Annotated in this window: 16 protein-coding genes; 6 read left to right on the forward strand and 10 right to left on the reverse strand. The window is 66.6% G+C overall.

The genetic code is table 11. The features are described 5' to 3' along the window. The first annotated feature begins 76 nt into the window (after nt 1-76). Genes SP5_RS00235 through rsmA form a run of 4 tightly spaced genes read left to right on the forward strand, consistent with a single transcriptional unit; the run spans nt 77 to nt 5,568 of the window. Complete coding sequence (locus tag SP5_RS00235) at nt 77-2,305, forward strand: LPS-assembly protein LptD (RefSeq protein WP_174435487.1); 2,229 nt, start codon at nt 77-79, stop codon at nt 2,303-2,305. 57 nt (nt 2,306-2,362) lie between these two features. Beyond that, entirely contained in the window at nt 2,363-3,745 is a 1,383-nt protein-coding gene (locus SP5_RS00240; RefSeq protein WP_167334658.1) for a peptidylprolyl isomerase, read from the forward strand. Between the two features lies 1 nt (nt 3,746). After that, entirely contained in the window at nt 3,747-4,742 is a 996-nt protein-coding gene (gene pdxA, locus SP5_RS00245; RefSeq protein ID WP_084220500.1) for a 4-hydroxythreonine-4-phosphate dehydrogenase PdxA, read from the forward strand. 1 nt (nt 4,743) lies between these two features. Then, nucleotides 4,744-5,568: a 16S rRNA (adenine(1518)-N(6)/adenine(1519)-N(6))-dimethyltransferase RsmA gene (gene rsmA, locus SP5_RS00250; RefSeq protein WP_042482591.1), complete on the forward strand. Its 825-nt coding sequence runs from the start codon at nt 4,744-4,746 to the stop codon at nt 5,566-5,568. Nucleotides 5,569-5,700: 132 nt separating this feature from the next. Here the strand turns inward: rsmA and SP5_RS00255 are convergent, their stop codons facing one another. From SP5_RS00255 to guaB, 3 genes are read right to left on the reverse strand one after another with little or no spacing between them, the layout of a single operon-like run. Continuing rightward, entirely contained in the window at nt 5,701-6,204 is a 504-nt protein-coding gene (locus SP5_RS00255) for a tetratricopeptide repeat protein (protein WP_174435488.1), read from the reverse strand. 32 nt (nt 6,205-6,236) lie between these two features. After that, nucleotides 6,237-7,424, reverse strand: a complete 1,188-nt coding sequence (locus tag SP5_RS00260; RefSeq protein WP_042482366.1) for an RsmB/NOP family class I SAM-dependent RNA methyltransferase — start codon at nt 7,422-7,424, stop codon at nt 6,237-6,239. Nucleotides 7,425-7,442: 18 nt separating this feature from the next. Continuing rightward, the gene (gene guaB, locus SP5_RS00265; RefSeq protein WP_042482369.1) at nt 7,443-8,900 is read right to left on the reverse strand and encodes an IMP dehydrogenase; all 1,458 of its coding nucleotides are present in this window, start codon (nt 8,898-8,900) and stop codon (nt 7,443-7,445) included. 126 nt (nt 8,901-9,026) lie between these two features. On the opposite strand from guaB, the gene SP5_RS00270 reads away from it, so the two are divergent. Together SP5_RS00270 and SP5_RS00275 are read left to right on the forward strand one after the other, a co-directional pair. Beyond that, the gene (locus SP5_RS00270; RefSeq protein WP_042482372.1) at nt 9,027-10,001 is read left to right on the forward strand and encodes an SPFH domain-containing protein; all 975 of its coding nucleotides are present in this window, start codon (nt 9,027-9,029) and stop codon (nt 9,999-10,001) included. Next, a complete protein-coding gene (locus SP5_RS00275) occupies nt 9,998-10,453 on the forward strand; it encodes an NfeD family protein (protein ID WP_042482375.1) in 456 nt (151 codons plus the stop codon). Before SP5_RS00270 ends, SP5_RS00275 begins: the two co-directional genes overlap by 4 nt. A 9-nt stretch (nt 10,454-10,462) precedes the next feature. Here the strand turns inward: SP5_RS00275 and SP5_RS00280 are convergent, their stop codons facing one another. From SP5_RS00280 to SP5_RS00310, 7 genes are read right to left on the reverse strand one after another with little or no spacing between them, the layout of a single operon-like run. Then, a complete protein-coding gene (locus SP5_RS00280) occupies nt 10,463-11,263 on the reverse strand; it encodes a TrmH family RNA methyltransferase (RefSeq protein WP_042482378.1) in 801 nt (266 codons plus the stop codon). Next, nucleotides 11,263-11,535, reverse strand: coding sequence for an HPr family phosphocarrier protein (locus SP5_RS00285; protein ID WP_042482381.1), 273 nt, complete (start codon nt 11,533-11,535; stop codon nt 11,263-11,265). Before SP5_RS00285 ends, SP5_RS00280 begins: the two co-directional genes overlap by 1 nt. Further along, nucleotides 11,532-11,939, reverse strand: a complete 408-nt coding sequence (locus SP5_RS00290) for a PTS sugar transporter subunit IIA (RefSeq protein ID WP_042482384.1) — start codon at nt 11,937-11,939, stop codon at nt 11,532-11,534. Before SP5_RS00290 ends, SP5_RS00285 begins: the two co-directional genes overlap by 4 nt. Nucleotides 11,940-11,957: 18 nt before the next feature. Further along, a complete protein-coding gene (rapZ, locus tag SP5_RS00295) occupies nt 11,958-12,869 on the reverse strand; it encodes an RNase adapter RapZ (RefSeq protein ID WP_157013527.1) in 912 nt (303 codons plus the stop codon). Further along, nucleotides 12,842-13,297, reverse strand: a complete 456-nt coding sequence (locus tag SP5_RS00300) for an HPr kinase/phosphorylase (RefSeq protein ID WP_042482388.1) — start codon at nt 13,295-13,297, stop codon at nt 12,842-12,844. The genes rapZ and SP5_RS00300 overlap by 28 nt, the downstream gene beginning before the upstream one ends. Next, nucleotides 13,297-14,862 carry a sensor histidine kinase gene (locus tag SP5_RS00305; protein WP_042482391.1) on the reverse strand — a complete coding sequence of 522 codons (1,566 nt, stop codon included), beginning with the start codon at nt 14,860-14,862 and terminating at the stop codon, nt 13,297-13,299. The genes SP5_RS00300 and SP5_RS00305 overlap by 1 nt, the downstream gene beginning before the upstream one ends. Then, nucleotides 14,831-15,538 (reverse strand): response regulator transcription factor, encoded by a 708-nt coding sequence (locus SP5_RS00310; RefSeq protein WP_042482394.1) that lies wholly within the window; start codon nt 15,536-15,538, stop codon nt 14,831-14,833. The genes SP5_RS00305 and SP5_RS00310 overlap by 32 nt, the downstream gene beginning before the upstream one ends. Nucleotides 15,539-15,701: the final 163 nt, after the last annotated feature.

A 15,701-nucleotide genomic window follows, 5' to 3' on the forward strand; every position in this document is an offset into this window, starting at 1 on the left:
TTTCAAGGCGTCGCCCTGCCGGGGGAGGCTTCATCATCGTGTCGGCAAGGACGGAACAGCTATCATCGTGCGCAGAATGACGCTTCTGACCGGCAGCGCCCTGCCCTTCGCCCTGTGTGTGGCCATGCCTGCCGTCGCGCAGGATCTTCAGGATCGCCCCGTCTCGCCGCCGCCCAGCGAAGGCCCGGCCCCGGCCAATCCCGATCAGGTCCGCTTCAGCGCCGACCAGCTGGAATATGATATCAACGCCGATATCGTGACGGCGACCGGCGAAGTCCGGATGCTTCGCGAGGGCGAGCGGCTGCGCGCCGACAAGGTGACGTGGAACCGCAAGACCGGAAAGGTGCTGGCGACCGGCAATATCGCCGTCACCAATCCGCAGGGCGATATCGCTTATGGCGACCAGATCGAGCTGACCGATTCGCTGAAGGACGGCGTGGTCGACAATATGCTGGTCGTCCTCGAACAGGGTGGCCGCCTGGCCGCCGTTCGCGGCACCCGTCAGCAGGACGGCACGGTCAATCTGGAACGCGCCGCCTATACGCCGTGCGCGGTCGAGACGTCGGAGGGCTGCCCCAAGGAGCCGTCCTGGAAGATCACCGCCATCCGCGTCACCTATCGCCCCGATCGCGAGCGTGTCTATTTCAACGGGGCCAAGCTCAACCTGTTCGGCCTGCCGACCATTCCGCTGCCGCGCCTGTCCGCCCCCGTCGGCTCGGGCGGCGACAGCGGGTTCCTGACGCCCGACATCCGGCTGGACCGGGTGAACGGGGTCGAGATCGCGGTGCCCTATTACTGGCGCCTCGCCCCCAACAAGGGCCTGACCGTCACGCCGCACGTCTTCACCGCCGTGCTGCCGATGCTGGAAGCGCAATATGAGGCGCTGACTACCAAGGGTGCGTTCCGCATCACCGGCTATGGCACGGCCAGCCGTCGCAGCGACGACCTGAACACGTTGAACCCCACCGATACCAGCCAGGCGTTTCGTGGCTATCTGGATGCGGTCGGCCGCTACCAGTTCTCGCCGGAATGGAGCCTGTCGGGGTCGATGCGGATCACCACCGACCGCACCTTTCTGCGTCGCTATGACATTTCCCGCGACGACCGGCTGCGCACCACCGCCAGCCTGGAGCATATCGACGCCAACAGCTATTTCTCGCTGACCGGATGGTATGTCGAAACGCTGCGGGTCAACGATCCGCAGGGTCAGCAGCCGATCGCGCTGCCCGAGCTGGACTATCGTCGCCGGTTCGACGACGGGCTGCTCGGCGGCAAGTTCGAGGTGCAGCTCAACACCCTGGCCATCAGCCGGACGGCGGGTCAGGATACGCAGCGCGCCTTTGCCAGCATGCGCTGGGACCTGCGCCGCCTGACCAACTGGGGCCAGGAAGTGACCTTCACCGCCTATGGCCGGGCCGACGCCTATAATGCCAACAACATCGCCTCCACGCCCCTGGTCTATCAGGGGCTGGCCGGGTTCCAGGGGCGCGGCATCGGCGCACTGGCGGTGGACGTCAAATGGCCGTTTGTCGGCGAACTCTGGGGCGGCAGCCAGCGCTTCACCCCGCGTGTCCAGATCGTCGCCAGCCCCAAGATCAAGAATATCGAGATCCCCAACGAGGACGCCCGCTCGGTCGATCTGGAGGATTCCAACCTCTTCGCGCTGAACCGCTTCCCCGGTTACGACCGGTTCGAGGATTCGACGCGCATCACCTACGGCGCGCAATGGGCGCTGACCCTGCCGGGCTTCACCTTCGACACGCTCGTCGGGCAGAGCTTCCGCCTGAACGACCGGCCGACGATCCTCTATCCAGGCACCGGCCTGTCGGACCGGTGGTCGGATATCGTCGGGCGGACGGAAATGCGCTTCCGGGACTTCGTCTCGCTGACCCACCGTTTCCGGCTCGACAAGGACAGCTTCGCGGTGCGCCGGAACGAGATCGACGCGACGGTCGGATCACGCACCACCTACGGGCAGATCGGTTATCTGCGGCTGAAGCGGAACATCTTCACCTCGATCGAGGATTTGCAGGATCGCGAGGAAGTCCGGCTGGCGGGCCGGGTGCAGTTCGCCCGCTTCTGGTCGGCTTTTGGCTCCACGGTCATCGACCTGACCGACCGGTCGGAGGATGCGCTGTCGCTGTCGAACGGGTTCGATCCGATTCGGCACCGGATTGGCGTACAATATGAGGATGACTGCCTGCGGCTCGGCTTCACCTGGCGGCGCGACTATGTGCAGACGGGTGACGCGCGGGCGGGCAACAGCTTTCTGTTGACTCTGGCCTTCACCAATCTCGGCCGCTAAGCCGGTATTCAGCATGGTCGACCCATATCGCGACGGTTACGCGCCCCATCAGGCGCGATGAGGATCACAGACACGGTGAAGCACGACATTCGTACCAAGGGCCGCGGCATCCGCGCGGGCGCAACGCTGATGCTGGTCGCACTGGCGACCGGCGCGCTGGCGCAGACCGTTCCGGATCAGGCCGTACCGGACACCGGCGGGCTGAACATCCCCTCGAACCTGCAGCTTTTCGGCAAGCTGGACCCCAATGTCCGCAAGCCGACCGCGATCGTCAACGACACGGTGCTGACCCAGACCGACATCGACCAGCGCATGGCACTGGCCATGGCGCTGAACAACGTGACCAACCTGTCGGCCGAGGATCGCGACCGTCTGCGCATGCAGATCCTGCGTCAGTTGATCGACGAGACGTTGCAGATCCAGGAGGCCAAGACCGCCGAGGTCACCGTCACCGCCGACGAGATCAACCAGGCCTATGCCCGTTTCTCCAAGCAGTTCGGCAAGACGCCAGCCGAAATGAACACCTTCCTGCGGCAGGTCGGCTCGTCCGAGAAATCGATGCGCCGCCAGATCGAGGGCGAGCTGGCCTGGAGCCGCTATCTGCGCAAACGGGTCGAGCCGTTCGTCAATGTCGGCGACGAGGAGGTGAACGCGATCCGCGCCCGCCTGGAAGCGGCCAAGGGCACCGAGGAATATAATCTCAAGGAGATCTTCCTCTCCGCCAACGAGGCGACCGGGCAGCAGGTGTTCAACAATGCCCGCCAGATCATCGGCGAAATCCAGAAGGGCCAGCAGCCTTTCGAATATTTCGCGCGCAGCTTTTCCGAGGCCTCGACCCGGGCGGTGAACGGCGATCTGGGCTGGGTCCGCGCGGCGCAGCTGCCGCCCGAGCTTCAGGCCGCCGTGGGGCAGATGCAGGTCGGCCAGGTTGCCGGGCCGATCCAGATCCCTGGCGGCTTCTCGATCCTGTACCTGACCGACAAGCGCCAGGTCCTGACCGCCGACCCGCGCGATTCGCGCCTGTCGCTCAAGCAGCTGACGGTCAAGTTCCCGGCGGGCACCACCCAGGCGCAGGCCAGCGCGCGCGCGGCCGAGTTCGCCAAGGCGACGCAGGCGATCCGCGGCTGCGGCGACGTGCAGCGTGTCGCGACCGCGCTGAAGGCCGAGGTGGTCGACAACGATCAGGTGACGATCCGCCAGTTGCCCGCCCCGCTTCAGGAAATCCTGTTGAAGCTTCAGGTCGGTGAGGCGACGCCGCCCTTCGGGTCGCCGGAACAGGGCGTCCGTTCGCTGGTCCTGTGCGGCCGCGAGGAACCGCGCTCGGGCAACCTGCCGACCAACGACCAGATCCAGAATCAGGTCGAGCAGCAGCGGGTGAACCTGCGCGCGAACCAGAAGATGCGCGACCTTCGTCGCGACGCGGTGATCGAATATCGCTAAGATGATCCGGCCGCTCGCGATCTCGATGGGCGACCCGGCCGGGATCGGGCCGGAGATCATCGCCAAGGCCTGGGCCGCGCGCCGGGAGGCGGTGCTGCCGCCCTTCCTCGCGGTGGGTGACTCGCGTGCCATCGCGCGGGTCTGGAACGGCCCGACCGTCCGTGTCTCGGACATGGCGTCTGCGGTTGCCGTCTTCGAAGAGGCGCTGCCGATCCTGTCGGTCGACGATGCGGGCGAGATCCGCCCCGGCCAGCCCGATGTCGAAGGCGCGCGGTGCGCCCTCCACGCATTGGAGCTGGCCGTCGGGCTGGTACGCTCGGACGCGGCCAGCGCGCTCGTGACCGGGCCGGTCAGCAAGGCGCAGCTTTACGATATCGGCTTCACCCATCCCGGCCAGACCGAGTTCGTGGCCGAACGCTGCGGCGTGGCGGGCGAGAATGCGGTGATGATGCTGGCAGGCCCGTCCTTGCGGGTCGTGCCGATCACCACCCATGTTCCGCTGGCGGCGGTGTCGAGCCTGTTGTCGGTCGAGCTGATCGTCGCCAAGGGTCGCGCCACAGCGCGCGGGCTGTGCAAGAATTTCGGAATCCGCGAACCGCGGCTCGTCTTTGCCGGACTGAACCCCCATGCGGGTGAAAGCGGCGCGATCGGGCGTGAGGAAATCGACTTCATCGAACCCGCCATTGCGCAGCTTCGCGCCGAAGGCATCGACGCGAGCGGGCCATTCGCGGCGGATACGCTGTTCCATCCGCGTGCGCGTGCCCGCTACGACGCCGCGCTCTGCTGTTATCACGATCAGGCGCTGGTGCCGATCAAGACGCTGCATTTCGACGAAGGCGTCAACATCACGCTCGGCCTGCCGATCGTGCGCACCTCGCCCGATCACGGCACCGCCTTCGGGCTGGCGGGACAGGATGCCGCGCATCCCGGTGCGATGATCGCGGCGATTGCGATGGCCGGTGACGCCGCGCGGCGTCGTGCGGAAGCGGCCGCCTGACATGGATCCCGTCACGCCGCTTCCCCCGTTGCGCGATGTCATTGCGCGCCATGGCCTGTCCGCCGCCAAGTCGCTGGGTCAGAATTTCCTGTTCGATGGCCAGCTGCTGGCCCGGATCGCCGCGATCCCCGGTGATCTGACCGACCGCCAGGTGCTGGAGATCGGTCCCGGCCCCGGCGGCCTGACCCGCGCGCTGTTGATGGCGGGGGCCAAGGTCACCGCGATCGAACGCGACCGTCGCTGCATTCCGGCGCTCGCGGAACTGGCCGAGGCCTTTCCCGATAGGCTCAAGGTGATCGAGGGCGATGCCCTGCGCATCAACGCGCCCGAGCTGTTCGAGAGCAAGCCGCATATCGTCTCCAACCTGCCCTATAATGTCGGCACGCCGCTGCTCGTCGGTTGGCTGTCGGGCGCGTGGCTGCCCTGGTGGCAGTCCTGCACGCTGATGTTCCAGAAGGAAGTGGCGGAGCGGATCGTCGCCGCGCCCGACCAGTCCGCCTATGGCCGTCTGGCCGTGCTGACCCAGTGGCGGAGCGAATCCCGGATCGCGATGCCGGTTCACCGCTCGGCCTTCACACCGCCGCCCAAAGTCATGTCGGCCGTCGTCCACATCACGCCCAAGCCTGCCCCTGAAGGTGTCAGCTTCCGCACGCTGGAACGCCTGACGGCCGCCGCCTTCGGCCAGCGTCGCAAAATGCTGCGCCAGAGTTTGAAGCCGGTTGCCGGTGCGGTGGAGGCAATGGAATCGATCGGCCTCGATCCCGCCCGTCGGGCTGAAACGTTGTCGGTGGACGAGTTCGTCGCCCTGGCGCGCGCTTTGGGGTGAACATGCCCTCCCCGGCACGGGGAGGGGAATCATGCGAAGCATGGTGGAGGGGGCGTGCCGCAAAGGCATCCCATGGGGAGCTCCCCTCGGTCAGGCCTACGGCCTGCCACCACCCCGTAGCGGGGAGGATGTTTACGGCGTCGGTGGCGTCTTGCTGTCGACCTGCGCCGTCGTCACCGTCGCGGGCGGCCCCTTGGCGATTTGCGCGGCGAGCGCGGTCGCGTCGGCGCAGTCGCTCTTGCAGAGCGTCTTGATCTTGGCGAGATTGTCCTTGGCGCGCGCCACCGCACCGCGCTGAACCAGCGCCTCGCCCTGCCCGCGCAGCGCGCGCGTGTCGTTCGGGTCGAGCAACAAGGCTTCGCGATACAGGCGGATCGCCTTGCCCGGCAGGCCGCGCGCATCAGCCACTTCGGCGAGCAGGATAAACGCCGCCCGATTGCGCGGATCGACCGTCACGGCCGTCTCGAGCATGTCGGTCGCGCCCTCCAGATTGCCCGCCGCCTTCAACCCGCGCGCCTGTTCGAGCAATTGCATCGATCGGGCATCGATCTGGCTGTCCGGGCGCTGGCCGCTGAGCGAGGTGGAAAGCGAAACCACCGCCAATGCGGCGGCAGCAGCCAGGGACGACAAACGCATGAGGAACTCCGGACGTGGCACTGGGCCGAATGCTAGCATGGTGCCCGGAGGCAGGCGACAAAAAAGCCGTCCGTGCCATGGGTTGCCGGATCGAGTCGCCGGCCCGGGCCATGCGGCGTCCCGATCCCCGGTTCGATCGGCTCGGCCGACCAGCCGGGATGGCGCGACAGGAAGGCGGCCACCTGGCCGCTCCCCTCGGTATCGAGCAGCGAACAGACGATATAGACCAGCCGTCCGCCCGGCTTGACCAGGCCAGCGCCGATGTCCAGCACCTGGGTCTGCATCGCACCCAATCGGGCCAGCCGCTCCGGTGTCAGGCGCCAGCGCGCCTCGGGATTGCGCCGCCAGGTCCCGGTCCCGGAACAGGGGGCATCGATCAGCACGCCATCCGCCCTGGACGCCCAGTCCGCAAGCATCTCGGCCTCCCGGCCGGGATTGAGCAGGCGACTCTCGATAATCGTCGCCCCGGCCCGTTCGGCCCTGGGCGCCAGCCGCTGCAGCCGCGCCCGGTCGATATCGCAAGCGAGCAGCGCGCCCTGATTATTCATTGCCGCCGCCAGCTGAAGGGTCTTGCCCCCTGCCCCGGCGCAAAGGTCGACCAGCCACTCACCCGGCTTCGCGGCCAGGGCCTCGCCGACCAGCTGGCTGCCTTCGTCCTGCACCTCGACCAGCCCGGCGCGGTACAGGTCGGACTGTTCGACCGGCGTTCCATTGGGCAGGCGGATGCCCATCGGCGCGTGCGAGGTCGCCGCGGCGTCGGGCCATTGCTCCAACACCGCATCCCGCGTCGTCGCCAGGCCGTTGACCCGCAGGTCGAGCGGGGCACGATCGACCAGGGCAGCCTGCTGCGCCGCGCCCAGTCCGGAGGCGGTCAGGGCCTCGACCAACCAGGCAGGAGCAACCCCGCCCTCGGCACGCGGTTCATCGGGTGCGATCGTCGCAGGCCCATGGCCCGTCCCGTCGAACGTCGCCGCAATCGCCGGATCCCGGTCCGCCACCGCCAGCATGGCCGCACGCCCGGATATCGGCACCGGCCCGGCGTGCCTGATGGCGGCATAGACCAGCTCACGCACCGCCCGCCGGTCCTTGGACCCGGCATAACGGCGCGTCGCAAAATAGCGGGCGATCAGCGTGTCCGCCGCCGCACCGCCACTGGCGGCCGCGGCGACGATCTCGTCCAGCAGTTCGATCGCCGCCTGGGTACGGGCGCCGGGAGTCATGCGAAGCGCTCCGTCAGCTTAGCGAGTCGGGTAATTGGGAGCTTCCCGCGTGATGGTCACGTCATGGACGTGGCTTTCCTTCAGGCCCGCGCCCGTGATCTGGACGAACTGCGCGCGTTCGCGCAGATCCTTGAGCGTCGCCGAACCCGTATAGCCCATCGCCGCCTTGATGCCGCCGACCAGCTGGTGGATGACGTCGCGCGCCGGCCCCTTATAGGCGACCTGACCCTCGATGCCCTCCGGCACCAGCTTCATCTGGTCCTTGATATCGCCCTGGAAATAGCGGTCGGCCGAACCCCGGCCCATCGCCCCGACCGAGCCCATGCCGCGATAGGACTTATAGGCGCGGCCCTGATACAGGAAGGTTTCGCCCGGCGCTTCCTCGGTGCCCGCCAGCAGCGAGCCGACCATACAGGCGCCCGCGCCCGCTGCCAGCGCCTTGGCGAGATCGCCCGAGGTGCGCAGGCCGCCATCGGCGATGACCGGCACACCGGCCTTCCAGCCTTCCTCGGCACAGTCCATGACGGCGGTCAGCTGCGGCACGCCGACGCCCGCGACGACACGGGTGGTGCAGATCGAACCCGGCCCGATGCCGACCTTCACCGCATCGGCACCCGCATCGATCAGCGCACGGGTAGCGGCGGCGGTCGCGACGTTACCGGCAATCACCTGCACCGTGTCGGACAGCTTCTTGGCGGCCTCGACCGCTCGCGCGACGTCGCGGTTATGGCCGTGCGCGGTATCGATGATGACGCAGTCGACCTCGGCCTCGATCAGGGCGCGAGTGCGCTCGAAACCCTTCTCACCTACCGTCGAGGCCGCTGCGACACGCAGGCGGCCCGAGCCATCCTTAGTGGCCGACGGATAGGTGACGGCCTTTTCGATGTCCTTGACCGTGATGAGTCCGACGCAGCGATAGCTGTCGTCGACGACCAGCAGCTTTTCGATCCGGCGGGCATGGAGCAGGCGGCGTGCCTCGTCCTGGCCGACGCCGACCTTCACGGTCGCCAGATCCTCATGCGTCATCAGCTCGGAGACGGGCTGCTGCGGATTCTCGGCGAAACGCACGTCGCGGTTGGTCAGGATGCCGACCAAGCGGCCGTCGAACTCGACGACGGGAATGCCGCTGATCCGGTGCCGCGCCATCAGCGCCTGCGCCTCGGCCAGCGTCGCGGTCGGCGAGATGGTGATCGGATTGACGACCATGCCGCTCTCGAACCGCTTGACCTGGCGGACGGCGGCGACCTGCTGCTCGACGGTCAGGTTGCGGTGAAGAACGCCCATGCCGCCCAGCTGTGCCATGACGATCGCCATGTCGGCCTCGGTCACGGTATCCATCGCCGCCGACAGGACGGGGATGTTCAGCGCGATCGTGCGGGTCAGTTGCGTCCGCGTGTCTGCGGTGCTCGGCAGAACGTCGGACTCCTGGGGTATGAGGAGCACGTCGTCGAAAGTGAGGCCGAGGCGGATATCCATGGGGCTGCCAAATCCTGCGGAGGGAACAAGTGGCGGGCCATGTAACCAAAGCAAGCCGTTCCCGCTAGGCCCTTGGTGCATCGCCATGCTAGAACACCGGAGGACCGATTATGGGGGAAGCCGTCCATGGGCCTGATTATCGCCGCGCTCGCCGTCCTGCTGGTGCTGATGTATCTGATGATGTCGATCAAGATCGTCCGGCAGGGCTATCAATACACGATCGAGCATTTCGGCCGCTATACGGGCACGGCGATCCCCGGTTTCAACTTCTATCCCGCCTTTTTCTATCGTGTCGGCCGCAAGGTGAACATGATGGAACAGGTGATCGACATTCCGGGACAGGAGATCATCACGAAAGACAATGCGATGATCTCGACCGACGGGGTCGTCTTCTTTCAGGTGCTGGACGCGCCCAAGGCCGCCTATGAGGTGTCGGATCTCTACGTCGCATTGCTAAACCTGGTGACGACCAATTTACGCACCGTCATGGGTTCGATGGATCTCGACGAAACCCTGTCCAAGCGCGACGAGATCAACGCGCGACTGCTCAACGTCGTCGACCATGCCACGACGCCCTGGGGGGTGAAGATCACCCGCGTCGAGATCAAGGACATCCGCCCGCCGGTCGATATCGTCAACGCCATGGCCCGCCAGATGAAGGCGGAGCGCGAGAAACGCGCCAATATCCTGGAGGCGGAAGGCTCGCGCGCATCGGAAATCCTGCGTGCCGAAGGGCAGAAGCAGGCCCGTATCCTGGAAGCCGAAGGTCGCCGCGAGTCGGCCTATCGCGACTCCGAAGCCCGCGAACGCGCTGCCGAGGCGGAGGCCAAGGCGACGCGTGTCGTCTCCGAGGCGATCGAGTCGGGCGGGACCCAGGCGATCAACTATTTCATCGCGCAAAAATATGTCGAGGCCGTCGGCAAGTTCGCCACCAGCCCCAACGCCAAGACGATCCTGTTCCCCGTCGAAGCAACCCAGCTGATCGGTACGCTGGGCGGTATTGGCGAACTGGCCAAGGAGGCGCTGGGGAGCAACACGTCCGAGGCCGCGACCCCGCGGGTCACCACCAAGCCGGGGCCGTTCGACCAGTCACCGTCATGACGATCGGACACCTCGACCCCGCCGCACTCTGGCTGGCGGGGGCATTGGCGCTCGGCATCGCCGAGTTGCTGGTGCCGGGCGTATTCCTGATCTTTCTCGCCGTGGCCGCAGGCGTGACCGCGCTGACCACGTGGGCGCTGCCGGACTTGCCGATCGGGCTGCAACTGGCCGATTTCGCGGTCTGGAGCGTGGTGTGCGTCTTCATCGGACGCCGATGGTATCGCGACTTTCCGGTCGAAAGCGATGCGCCGAGCCTCAACGAACCCGCCCGGCGGCTGCGCGGACAAATCGTGACCGTCACCACCCCGATCGTTGGCGGAGAGGGGCGCGCACGGCTGGGCGATGGCGAATGGCCGGTGCGTGGGCCTGATACGATCAGCGGCACCCGCTTGCGGGTCGCTCATGTCGATGGCGGGACGCTATTGGTCGAGCCGATCGAACCCGAAGCCTGATCCCGCCGATCAGCCCCGCTGCTGCGCCAGCACCTCATAGGCCATGACCGCGGTCGCCACGGCCGCGTTCAGGCTGTCGGCCTTGCCCAGCATCGGAATCTTGACCAGCGTATCGCAGGCCTGGGCATATTCGGGGGGCATCCCTTGCGCCTCGTTGCCCGTCAGCAGGAAGGTCGGCGCGGCATAACGAGCGGCGCGATAATCCGACTCGGTGTCCAGGCTCAGCCCGACCAGTTGACCCGGCCCCTGCCGCAGCCAGTCGAGGAAAGGCTGCCATTCGGTCTTGACGATCGGCACGGTGAACAATGCCCCCATGCTCGCGCGCACCGCCTCTACCGAGAAGGGATCGACGCACTCGCCGATCAGGATCAGCCCCCCTGCCCCGACCGCATCGCCGGTACGCAGGATGGTGCCCAGATTGCCCGGATCGCGCAGACGCTCGGCGACCAGCCAGATGCCGGACGCGTTGCGATCCAGCTCGTCGAGCGTGACGCCCAGCTCCTCGAACACGCCGACGACCGCCTGCGGATTGTCCTTGCCCGACAGTTTCGACAGGATGTCGGGCGTCGTCTCGATCGCCTCACCTTCCGACGCCTCCACCGCCGCGATCAGGTCGCGGACCAGCGGATGGCCCGCCGACGGCCGGGCATAGAATAACAGGGTCGGCAGCCGCCCCGTCTCGCGCGCCTCGGTCAGGATGCGCAGCCCCTCGGCCAGGAACTGGCGGGATTGCTTGCGATGGCGCTTGTCACGCAGGTCGCGCGCCCACTTGATCAGCGGGTTGGAATAAGCGGTAATTTCACGGGGCATCAGTCTTCGCCGAACTTCGCTTCCACCAGCGCGGCCAGCGCCTCGACCGTCACATCGGCCCCGTCACCGGCGGCACTGATCGTGATCGTGTCGCCCATCGCCGCGCCCAGCATCATCAGGCCCATGATCGAGGTGCCCGTCACCGTGCTGCCATCCTTGGCCACCCGCACCTCGCAAGGCTGGGTCGAGGCGAGCGTCACGAACTTGGCGCTGGCGCGCGCGTGAAGGCCCCGGCGGTTGGTGATCAGGACCGTGCGTGTCTGCTCCGTCATGCCGCCGCCTCGCCCAGCACTTCGGACGCGACGGAGATATATTTCCGGCCAGCCTCGCGCGCGGCGGCGACCGCATCGACGACCTGCATCGACTTGCGCGCCGAGCCCAGCCGGATCAGCATGGGCAGGTTCATACCCGCGATCACCTCGACCCGACCCCGCTCCATCAGCGAGATGGCGAGGTTGGAGGGTGTGCCGCCGAACAGATCGGTCAGGACGATCACCCCGCGCCCGGCATCGACGGTGGCGATGGCGGCGGCGATGTCCGCACGCCGCTCCTCCATGTCGTCCTCCGGCCCGATCGCGATGGTGGCGATCCGCTCCTGCGGCCCGACCACATGTATCATCGCGGTCACGAACTCATCGGCGAGCCGCCCGTGCGTCACCAGAACCAGACCGATCATGTCAGACACGCATATCCATCATTGTTTGGCCGGCCTGGCTTCCAAGGAGTCTTTCGGCGCGGCACCCAAATCACGATGCAACACCGTGGGGGAAAAACCGCTCTGGCGCAACCGTCCCGCGATCCGTTCGGCGACATGGACGGAACGATGCCGCCCGCCGGTACAGCCGATCGCGATGGTGATGTAGGATTTTCCGCTGGAAACATAGCGCGGCGTCAGCGTGTCGAGCAGCGTCTCGATCTGCCCCACGGCCGTTTCATAGGCCGGGTCATGCCGGATATAGTCGATGACCCCCTGGTCCAGCCCGGTGCCGGGACGCAGTTCGGCCGACCAGTGCGGATTGCGAAGGAACCGCATGTCGAAGACCAGGTCGGCGTTGCGCGGCAACCCCTTGGAAAAACCGAAGGACATGACCGTCAGCACCGGCTCGCTGAGGCCGTCGACCGCGTAATTGGCGCGAATCCATTGCCCCAGGTCGTTGCTGGTCATGTTGGTCGTGTCGAGCATCCGGTCGGCCATGTCCCGCACCGGACCCAACAACGCGCGTTCATGCGCGATACCGTCATCGGCGGCGCGGTCCATCGCCAGCGGATGGCGATGCCGGGTCTCGGCATAGCGCCGCTTCAACTCCGCCCCCCCGCAATTCAGGAACAGCGTCTCGATGGCCAGATTGGGCCGCTCGTTCAGACGCCGGATGCTCTGGGTGATCTGGTCGGGTGCAAAGTCCCGCGTCCGCACGCCGATGCTGATCGCCAGCGGCCGGTTCTTGCCCTCCATGCCCTTGGGTGGCGCGGCCTCCAGCAGACCGTTCAGCAGGAACAGGGGCAGATTGTCGACCACTTCCCAGCCCAGGTCTTCCAGCGTCTTGAGCGTGGTCGAGGTGCCAGCCCCGGACATGCCGGTCACCAGCAAGATGCGTTTTCGGTCCATTGCGAGCATTCCTTGAGGCGTGACGCCAGCAGCTCGACCTTGATCGGGGTCGAAGCCGGACGCGGGTTGAGCCTATAGATAGGGAGCGAGATGCCTGCGATCACGGTCTGGCGTGCCTCGGGCAGGCGCTCTTCAAGATCCGGGTCGACGGGCAGTTCGACGACCAGGCTGACGATCGCGCTGGCCTGGTACGGAACCGGCACGATGCCGACGCCCCGAACCTCGATCAACCCGGCGATCCGCTCCGGCACGGTGACGTGCAAGGCGCCGTCCCTGGCCGTTGCCTCGACATAATCATCCCCGATCAGCACCGCCCCCCGGTCGATCAACCGCAGCGCCAGATCGGATTTGCCGGCCCCAGAAGACCCCCGCAGCATTATCCCGACGCCGCCGATCATCACGCACGTGGCATGGATGAGTTCACCCATCAGACGATCGCGGCCAGCGGCAGGCGTACCACGAAGCGCGCACCACTCATCCGGTCCTCACGGGCCTCGACATGGATGCGCCCCTGATGCGCCTCGACGATGGTTCGGGCGATGGCGAGGCCCAGCCCGGAATGGCGTCCGAAATTCTCCGAACTCGGCCGGATCGAGTGGAAGCGGCGGAAGATCGCCTCACGCGCGTCCTCGGGCACGCCCGGCCCCTCGTCCTCGACACGGACCACCCAATCATCCGGCTCGCGCGCCAGACTGATCGCGACGACCGCCTCGTCGGGGGAAAAGGACAGTGCGTTGTCGACCAGATTCTCAAAGACCCGCTCCAACCTTGCACCTTCGCCGGATACCATCGCAGGTCCGGGCTCAGTGGAATCGAAGCGAAGGCGGATGCCCCGTTCGACCCCGCGCGCCTCACGCTGGGCGATCAGCCCGGCGAGAAGCGCGTTCAGATCGACGGGATCGAACTTCGCCCGGCTGAGCTGCGCGTCGAGTCGCGAGGCATCGGAAATGTCGGTGATCAGCCGGTCGAGCCGCCGTACATCGTCGCGAACGATCGCCAGCAGCTGCGCCTGAAGGTCAGGGTCATGGACCGTCTCCAGCGTATCGACGGCGGAGCGGAGCGAGGCCAGCGGGTTCTTCAACTCATGCGTCACATCGGCCGCAAAGGCCTCGGTCGCGTCGATCCGTGCACGCAGCGCCAGGCTCATGTCGGATAGCGCCCGGGCGAGCATTCCCAATTCGTCCCGGCGGTCCGGCAGACGCGGGACCACCACCTCGCGTGCCCGGCCCAGCCGCACCCGCACCGCCGCCCGCGCCAGCCGCCGCAGCGGCCGGACGATGGTGCGCGCGAGGAAAAGCGAGAGGAAGACGGAGATCAGCGCCACCAGCGCCAGCAGCACGCTCAGCCGAAACCGTTCGATCCGAACCGTTTCGGTGATGAAGCGTGCATTCTCGGTCGCCATGAGCGCACCGCCGCTGGGCAACGGTGCGGCGGCCGTGATGACCGGGGTGCGATCGGGCGCGCGCCAGACCGAGGCGGAGACCCGCCCGTCCCGCGCCGCGCGAACATCCGGCCATTCCGCGCCGCCGCGCCGCTCACGATAAAGCGGCGGCCGGGCCGCGCCGACGACGGTGTCGATCCCGGCATCCAGGAAGCGCGCGATCGCCTGCCCCCAATCCTGCTTGTCGGGATCGCGCAGCACGACATTGCGCACGCCGAGCGCCCGGCTGTCGGCGACCAGTCGCCCCGCCGAATCGAACAGCCGGATACGCCCGCCGGTATCGCGTGCCAGCCGCACGACCAGAGGATCGCGTTCCTCGCTGCGCACCGAAGTCAGTGCTTCCCCCATCAGCCGGACTTCGCGCAACGACTGGGCCACTCGGTTATCGAGCAGCCGCGTGCGATAGGAATCGAGATAGAAGAACCCGCCTGCCAACAGCAGCAGCGCAAAGATGTTGAGCGCCAGAATCCGCTGGGTCAGCGAAATCTGGCCCGACCAGCGCAATGCCAGGTCGGGAGCTTCACTCCTCGGAGAATCGGTAACCGGCGCCATAGAGCGTCTCGATGGCGTCGAACTCGGAATCTACCTGCCGGAATTTGCGGCGCAGGCGCTTGATATGGCTGTCGATGGTGCGATCGTCGACATAGATGTCATCCTGATAGGCGGCATCCATCAACTGGTTGCGGGTGCGCACGATGCCGGGGCGCTGCGCCAGCGTCTCCAGGATCAGGAACTCGGTGACGGTCAGCGTGACCGGCTCGCCCTTCCACGTGACGCGGTGGCGGGCCGGGTCCATGGCGAGCTGCCCGCGGGTCAGCGGCCCCTGCACATCGGCGGCGGGGGTTCCCTGCGGCGCGCCGACATATTCGGATCGCCGCAGGATGGCGCGGATCCGCGCGATCAGCAGCCGCTGCGAGAACGGCTTGGCAATATAGTCGTCCGCGCCCATCGCCAGCCCCAGCGCCTCATCCAGCTCGTCATCCTTGCTGGTCAGGAAGATGACCGGAATCTGACTCTTCTCACGCAGGCGGCGAAGCAGCTCCAGCCCGTCCATGCGCGGCATCTTGATGTCGAAGATCGCCAGGTCGGGCGGGTTGTCGATCAGCGCCTTTAGCGCGGCCTCGCCATCCGCATAGACGCGCGTGACGAAGCCCTCGGCCTGAAGCGCGATGGATACGGAGGTCAGGATGTTCCGGTCGTCATCGACCAGCGCAATGGTGGCCGTCATGCAACCGACCCCGAACCCATATCGTGCGAAAAGACCGCCATGGCCATCGGTTAAGCCAAAGTGACACACGGCTCAACCATCTTCGCCAAACAGTGTGTTTGACGTGTTTAACAAAACGCGTATGAGTCGATCCGACGCATACGTATTCACGTGCGGTGAAACA

It is taken from the genome of Sphingomonas parapaucimobilis NBRC 15100 (genome assembly GCF_000787715.1).
Classification (GTDB): domain Bacteria; phylum Pseudomonadota; class Alphaproteobacteria; order Sphingomonadales; family Sphingomonadaceae; genus Sphingomonas; species Sphingomonas parapaucimobilis.

Coding starts and splice junctions, on each gene's coding strand:
- rsmA (WP_042482591.1), top strand. CDS start 4,744: ATGGATCCCGTCACGCCGCTTCCCCCGTTGCGCGATGTCATTGCGCGC.
- SP5_RS00305 (WP_042482391.1), bottom strand. CDS start 14,862: ATGGCGCCGGTTACCGATTCTCCGAGGAGTGAAGCTCCCGACCTGGCA.
- SP5_RS00290 (WP_042482384.1), bottom strand. CDS start 11,939: ATGATCGGTCTGGTTCTGGTGACGCACGGGCGGCTCGCCGATGAGTTC.
- SP5_RS00300 (WP_042482388.1), bottom strand. CDS start 13,297: ATGGGTGAACTCATCCATGCCACGTGCGTGATGATCGGCGGCGTCGGG.
- SP5_RS00260 (WP_042482366.1), bottom strand. CDS start 7,424: ATGACTCCCGGCGCCCGTACCCAGGCGGCGATCGAACTGCTGGACGAG.
- pdxA (WP_084220500.1), top strand. CDS start 3,747: ATGATCCGGCCGCTCGCGATCTCGATGGGCGACCCGGCCGGGATCGGG.
- SP5_RS00285 (WP_042482381.1), bottom strand. CDS start 11,535: ATGACGGAGCAGACACGCACGGTCCTGATCACCAACCGCCGGGGCCTT.
- SP5_RS00310 (WP_042482394.1), bottom strand. CDS start 15,538: ATGACGGCCACCATTGCGCTGGTCGATGACGACCGGAACATCCTGACC.
- SP5_RS00275 (WP_042482375.1), top strand. CDS start 9,998: ATGACGATCGGACACCTCGACCCCGCCGCACTCTGGCTGGCGGGGGCA.
- SP5_RS00235 (WP_174435487.1), top strand. CDS start 77: ATGACGCTTCTGACCGGCAGCGCCCTGCCCTTCGCCCTGTGTGTGGCC.
- guaB (WP_042482369.1), bottom strand. CDS start 8,900: ATGGATATCCGCCTCGGCCTCACTTTCGACGACGTGCTCCTCATACCC.
- SP5_RS00240 (WP_167334658.1), top strand. CDS start 2,363: ATGAGGATCACAGACACGGTGAAGCACGACATTCGTACCAAGGGCCGC.
- SP5_RS00270 (WP_042482372.1), top strand. CDS start 9,027: ATGGGCCTGATTATCGCCGCGCTCGCCGTCCTGCTGGTGCTGATGTAT.
- rapZ (WP_157013527.1), bottom strand. CDS start 12,869: ATGGACCGAAAACGCATCTTGCTGGTGACCGGCATGTCCGGGGCTGGC.
- SP5_RS00255 (WP_174435488.1), bottom strand. CDS start 6,204: ATGCGTTTGTCGTCCCTGGCTGCTGCCGCCGCATTGGCGGTGGTTTCG.
- SP5_RS00280 (WP_042482378.1), bottom strand. CDS start 11,263: ATGCCCCGTGAAATTACCGCTTATTCCAACCCGCTGATCAAGTGGGCG.